Annotated in this window: 6 protein-coding genes; 1 reads left to right on the top strand and 5 read right to left on the bottom strand. The window is 39.8% G+C overall.

Annotation, left to right across the window (positions count from 1 at the left end; translation table 11 throughout):
- Positions 1–443 precede the first annotated feature (443 nt).
- Entirely contained in the window at positions 444–863 is a 420-nt protein-coding gene (locus C200_RS13730) for a hypothetical protein (RefSeq protein WP_016211519.1), read from the top strand.
- Here the strand turns inward: C200_RS13730 and C200_RS13725 are convergent, their stop codons facing one another.
- The 5 genes from C200_RS13725 to gshB all read right to left on the bottom strand — a co-directional run bounded on the left by C200_RS13725 (position 864) and on the right by gshB (position 5,773).
- The gene (locus tag C200_RS13725) at positions 864–1,565 is read right to left on the bottom strand and encodes a helix-turn-helix domain-containing protein (protein WP_016211521.1); all 702 of its coding nucleotides are present in this window, start codon (positions 1,563–1,565) and stop codon (positions 864–866) included.
- A 260-nt stretch (positions 1,566–1,825) separates the two neighbouring features.
- Positions 1,826–2,032 carry a hypothetical protein gene (locus C200_RS13720; protein WP_032126841.1) on the bottom strand — a complete coding sequence of 69 codons (207 nt, stop codon included), beginning with the start codon at positions 2,030–2,032 and terminating at the stop codon, positions 1,826–1,828.
- Positions 2,033–2,261: 229 nt separating this feature from the next.
- Positions 2,262–2,567, bottom strand: coding sequence for an STAS-like domain-containing protein (locus C200_RS13715; RefSeq protein WP_122941967.1), 306 nt, complete (start codon positions 2,565–2,567; stop codon positions 2,262–2,264).
- Positions 2,568–2,745: 178 nt separating this feature from the next.
- Positions 2,746–4,743: a flavohemoglobin expression-modulating QEGLA motif protein gene (locus C200_RS13710; protein ID WP_032126840.1), complete on the bottom strand. Its 1,998-nt coding sequence runs from the start codon at positions 4,741–4,743 to the stop codon at positions 2,746–2,748.
- The gene (gshB, locus tag C200_RS13705) at positions 4,727–5,773 is read right to left on the bottom strand and encodes a glutathione synthase (RefSeq protein ID WP_016211518.1); all 1,047 of its coding nucleotides are present in this window, start codon (positions 5,771–5,773) and stop codon (positions 4,727–4,729) included. The genes C200_RS13710 and gshB overlap by 17 nt, the downstream gene beginning before the upstream one ends.
- Between the last annotated feature and the right edge of the window lie 400 nt (positions 5,774–6,173).

Below are 6,173 nucleotides of genomic sequence, written 5' to 3'. Positions count from 1 at the left end.
AAATAACCTTTCTGAAGTTCGCTATAGATTTTTCAGACACTCGTTACGCTTGCTACAGACCTAACGGTCTTTCGCAACTCCGCTCTGCTAAAAACCCGAACCTACCTCGGCCTACTCACCCCGTGCTTAGCACTCCATGGCTCGCAGCGTACGCATTGACAACTTTTTGAAAAAATGAAAGCTAGAGATATCAATGGCTGTAGCCTTTTAATCACTTTTTTACAAACTTTCGAAGAGAGTGAAAAATATGAGTTTATGACAAAACTTCATGCAAGTTATGAAAAAAACGTACTGAAAATACCAATTTTTTATAGGTGCATAACTGGATTTTGTTGTCAATGCGTAAGTCCTGTAACATTAATAATAAGAAAACTTGATCTAGATCAAAGTAACAGTGGCAGTTTGCCTCATACTAATTATAAATAGCTAATAAACTTATAGCAATGTCAAAATATGAATATAGCCTTTATATTTCGCCACTCAAATATAATATCGAAGATGATATTAACTATATACAACAACTTAGTGAACGATTAAAATCTCGCTTAGCCTTGACTTTACTTATTCCCGCGCGCAAGCCCCCAAAAAAAAATCGAGAAAACGAGCAAACAGTTCTAGATGATAAGATACTAGAATATGCTTATGAAGAATTAACAGCGGCAGGTCGTTTACTAAAAATTTCACGGCAAGACCTATACTTACATACAGGTGAATGTCCATATACACTCTTGGAATGCCCATTATCATATACTCGCCCAGATTTAGTTATACTCCCCTCATCACTATCTTTTGAAGAAGAATGGCACTTTTATAAAACGATTACGGATAAAGGCATACCCATATTAAAGCTGACCGCCCCATAATCAGGCCATCGTTTTTTTAGCAGTACAGGCTTTTACTTGCAGCTGCCGCAGATCCAAAATAATCACCTGGCGCCGTGTTGCTTCAATTAGTCCAGCCACTTCAAGTTTTTTAAATGTTCTGCTAACTGTTTCTAGAGTGAGACCTAAATGATTAGCAATATCTTGCCGAGTCATATTCAAGTGCAAGGTTCGTGAAGAAAAGCCACGCAAACGCATTCGATAAGACAAGCTCATTAAAAACGACGCTAACCGCTCATCAGCATGACTGCTTAGATGAATACTTGTTTGAGGAATCATCTCTCTACTCATAGTCATCAACAGCTGTTTATTTAACTCAGGTAAGCGACTGGATAACTGCAAAAGTCGACTGTAGTCCAACATACACAGACTACAAGTATCCAGTGCCGTTACGGTATATTGATATTGATTAGAATGAATTGCCTCTAAACCCAATAAATCACCAGGAAAAAAGAACCCCAGCACTTGGTCATGCCCAGCACCACCTGTTGAGTATGCCTTACATGAGCCAGACCTTAAGGCAATTAGATGCTTAAAAGGTTGTCCTTGGCGGAATAAAATATCACCCTTTTCAATCACCTTCTGACGGGTGACCGCAGATTCCAATTCAGACATTTCTTCTTGAGAAAGACCCGCAGGTAAACATAAGCTTGATGATGCACAGTTGTCACAAGAAAATTGCAATGGTTACCTCAATTATCATCACTTTCATAGCCTTGCAAGTGTAGCCGATTCCCAACATAACCACAACAAACCAATAAGTCGACTAAAGTTTGGTCTATATCAAGTCATTTTCTTTTTTTAACGGTGATGACATATCCCTACGATTCGAGTCTCTTGGATTTAAACATACTACACCTCACTGAGAGTTGCTTGTATCTCATAAACATATCCACTCAATCGGGGGTAATATCACAAATCAAATATAGGTATCAGCCTCAAAATTAATTATAGTCTGTAGAACTCGCTGACAGATTCTTTGGGTTAAAATCATCACCTTCACTTAGGGCACTATCAATAAACTCACCACTTTCATCAAGGCAAGTGTCACAATAAGAATGTTGTGGATACTCACTTTCTCCGCTTGCCAATCCACTGTTAGCAAGCGCCATACTCCACACACCCATAATCAAGCATACTAATTGTTTCATTGCAATTCTCAAAGCGATCAAAAATTATCTAAATAATAATAAAAAAATACGCCTCTTGCCTTTTCTTAGCAAGCCAGAAGCCTAAAAAACAGACTAATGTAGCAGATAAACAACCTGCACAAATAAAATTGTAGTAAACGTCAAAAAAAACACAGCCAAGACAACTTTTTTAAACATAACAGCCCTTTGCTTAAATCAAGTAAAAATTTAAACTGAGTAAGCAGATAAATTACGCTTCTTTCATCATATATTGTCGTGCAGTAATTGAAGTAAACAGGTCAAGGTTCAGATTCATTAACTGCCCCCGTAACTCTTTCTCTGTCAATCCCGTTTCATTGGCCAAGCCTTTAAACAAAGATGACAAAATCTCGTCATTAATCGATTCTATTCCTTCAAAATCAAGATTAACCTTATGCCCTTGTGTTAACAGTGGAGTTAAATGTAGCTCGCGGATACGTAGTGCACAGTCAGCACTAAAAAAAGAGTTATTACTTACTAGCACGTGATCATTCAAGACATCAATATGCTTAATCATTTGCCTTCTCAACTCAACAAAAATTACATTGATCAACAATAAAATAAAAAAATTAGATTTATTCAACAAAATAAACTGGACTCTACCTAGCAGACTAGCTCCCAATTTTATTAGACCAGATGATATTACTAAGGCAACCTACTTCTGTAAATAGCTTTTCAAACCACTTACAAAATATTTACTTAATTGACGAAATTAAATAGCTTAACACCTCATTTTTCGAGCCAGCATTCTGACTCAGTGCAGGTGTAATATACTGAGGTTTAAGTACAATTTGCCGCTCTAACAATGAATCAAGCGTATCAATAAATTGCAAACCCGTCTTACCAATTAATAACGGTGAAACATCACGCGTCTGACTAAAGGCAGCCAAATCTCTCAATCCACTTAAATACAAGTAGTCTTTAGTAAAGCCACCCCCGCGAAATACACGCATAGTCAAGTTAAAAGACTCATCTAAAGTAATCTTATGCTCTTCAATCAAATAATTAAAAACCGAACTAAAACTCATTCCATTAACCATCATATCAACAGCAACTACACGTAATGACAACTGTTTTAGCCTGTGTAAATTAATGTTACCCGAAAGGTATTCACTTAATACAGCCAGCCCTTCCTGAGTATACGTATCCCCTGGGAGGCCCAGCCTGAACACAGACAGTGGCTGAGCAAGTGCATTCATCGTCGTAACCAAATGCACACCTAATTCATGATGAATCAAGGCTGCGATTTCTAGTGCTGAAAACTGTGCATTACGATTGATTAACAGGGCGCGTCGTGAGTTATCAACCATCGCTTTGGCCACAATACGTGTTGAGACAATCACCTGACAGTCAGTAAAACCATAATCAAGCACCGCCTGTTCAAACGTCCCTTTAGCCTCTTCAGCACTAATATTCGTCTCAACACTGCCCTCTCCCTGTAAAAGACCCGCATGAAGAATAAATCGCGCATTAGCAATGTCTTTTGCAGTCGGCTCACCATAATATCTCAATGAGTTATAAAGAAAATGAGGCGTTCCAACACTGGCTAGTAACTCAATTTTAATCGCATAATTATCAACCACAGCGCGATACAAGCCACGCAGCATCGGATCTTGAATTTGCGACACCGGCAGACTATACAGCTTTTCTCGAAAGTCATAAGGGTCTAAGCGTAATTGCCGATAGCGAAACTCTGGATTATAGCGCCGATTAGCAAAGACACGCTTTTTCTCTTGCTGAATATTAATAGGGTTTACATAGCGCAGAGTTTCCATTCCTTTGGCTAAGCTATATAGCCCGCGATCCACTGTAATGACAATCGGCTCAATTTCTGAGTGCAAAAGGTCCACGCGCTTCAGCTTAGAGCGCTTGAGCTTTTCATTAAAGCACACCGCCGTATCGAGTACCGCTGAATATAAGCCTTCTTGTAATTTCTCAAGCACAAGAGGAAACACTTCACCGGTTTCCTCATCCATAAATATTTTCTTAATTTCAAGCGGAATAATCAATGTATTCGGCGCATGCTTACTAATAAACGTTGCTTGATAACCTTTACCAGAAAACACAGTATTTCTACCAATAGAAACATCAAGGTTAGGCAACTCAATATGAGCGAGCTTTTTCTCAAAAGCAGTCAGGATATGATTCCAGCGTTTAGTATCAAGCTGAGAGGTACCCAAATTAAAGACCGGAGCTTTCGCATACTGCCGGATTTGCCAGTTATAACTATGCACATCAATCAACAAACAACCACCAAAGCGCTGCTCTATACTTTTTAATAAGGCACCGAGTATCCGATAGTATTGCTCGTGCTTACTTAGTGATGTTTTTTTATTTTGCTCTGATAAAGGCTGAGACCACACTGTCTCACCCCAGGCTTGGTCATAAATACACGCATCTGGCGCACGATTTAAGTCATACTCATAACGTGAATCTTTGGCAATCAGCACAATCGGCAATGAGTCGATTAACTGGTCAGTATAAGGATCCTCTTCTTGTAAGCGCTGCGCTGCATCTAAATTACAATAGTCAATTAATTCCTGTCTTAGCTGATGCCCAGCATGAATTGCCGTGCATACATAAGGAACATATTCGCGCACACAAATCGACAAAGAACCATCTTCAAGGACACCTTCAAACGCCTCACCTGCTTTAAGCGCCTGAAGCACCTGCTGCTCAGATAGCATCTGCATCTTCAATCACCTGGCGAAACTGCGATTTACGGCTCATAACTAATTCTTTGGCATTCACAACATTCTCAACAAAGTCAATAACATCCTGTTGTAATTTAGCCCGGTTAAGCTTATTAATACGGGTGATTCCTCCAGGACTTAACACGTTCACCTCAATCAATTTACCGCCAATCACATCAATCCCAGTAAAATACAGACCATCACGCACTAATTTCGGGCCAATATATTTACATAGCTTCTTCTCTTGAGCGGTTAGCTTATGCTTGACTACTGTTCCTCCAGCATGAACATTCGACCGCACATCATTGGCAGCGGGTACCCGCTTCATCGCTCCAATCGGCTCACCGTTTAACATCAAAATACGCACATCGCCCTTTTCAGCCCCTTCAACATAGTCTTGCAAAATAACGTAATTACTATCTTTACCATGCTCATCACCACCGATATAAAAATCCAACAACGAGCTAAAACTCTGTCGTGCAGCTTTTTCCAAAACAATCACGCCACGACCACCAAAGCCATCTAGCGGCTTTAAGATCATTTTATTATTTTCAGACTCATCAAAAATACGCTCAAGATACTCACGATTTTTAGAAACATGAGTCGCCGGAATAAATTCACTTTCCACATCACGAAAGGAAGCCGTATATAGCTTATTATTGGCGATCCTTAAGCCATCCAGATCATTCATAATAAACGTATCACCACGGACTGAATCAAGAAAATTCAAAGCCAAAGTATCAAGCGGTGGATTGGCTCGCATAAAAATAACATCAAAACCAGCCAAGGGCAGCTGAGAGCGTCTAAAATTTACTTTTTTATAAAAACTTTGAATATTATCAGGTACTTTACTGTTCTTTTTAATTACATCACAAAAAACACTCGCAATACTATCACGAATCGTCATATTGTTCACTGTCGACAGCGCAACGGTATGCCCTCGAGATGCACACTCATGAATCAACCTTAACGTAGAATCTGTTTCAGGCTCAATACGTGCCCAGGGGTACATGATAAAACAAATTTTCATAACAGAAGCTATTCCTTAAAATATAAAATCGTTCAAAACCACCATGCCTGGCATAATTACATATAAAATCAACAGTGAATCTTTCAAAAATAGCGATTAACTCATCAGTCATTCCCCTCGTAAGCGTCGCTACCTCGGTAGGTATTTTGCACATCCAATGATGCAAAATCGCCGAGCAAAACGCGACGACTATAAACCCTCGGCTGTCCGCGTCACACAGCGTTACGTGCCTTGAATCGGCACACTCCACTACTGTGCTCTCACATGACTCTACGGTTCGTATAGATTTTTAGACACTCGTTACGCTTGCTACAGACCTAACGGCCTTTCGCAACTCCGCTCTGCTAAAAACCCGAACCTACCTCGGCCTACTCACCCGTGCTTAGCACTCCATGGCTCG

It is taken from the genome of Piscirickettsia salmonis LF-89 = ATCC VR-1361 (genome assembly GCF_000297215.2).
In the GTDB taxonomy this organism is placed as follows: Bacteria; Pseudomonadota; Gammaproteobacteria; order Piscirickettsiales; family Piscirickettsiaceae; genus Piscirickettsia; species Piscirickettsia salmonis.
This window is presented reverse-complemented; position numbering and strand designations above follow the sequence as displayed.

Excerpts from the sequence above, each read along its gene's own strand:
- C200_RS13730 (WP_016211519.1), top strand. The coding sequence starts at position 444 with ATGTCAAAATATGAATATAGCCTTTATATTTCGCCACTCAAATATAAT.
- C200_RS13720 (WP_032126841.1), bottom strand. The coding sequence starts at position 2,032 with ATGAAACAATTAGTATGCTTGATTATGGGTGTGTGGAGTATGGCGCTT.
- C200_RS13715 (WP_122941967.1), bottom strand. The coding sequence starts at position 2,567 with ATGATTAAGCATATTGATGTCTTGAATGATCACGTGCTAGTAAGTAAT.
- C200_RS13710 (WP_032126840.1), bottom strand. The coding sequence starts at position 4,743 with ATGCAGATGCTATCTGAGCAGCAGGTGCTTCAGGCGCTTAAAGCAGGT.
- gshB (WP_016211518.1), bottom strand. The coding sequence starts at position 5,773 with ATGAAAATTTGTTTTATCATGTACCCCTGGGCACGTATTGAGCCTGAA.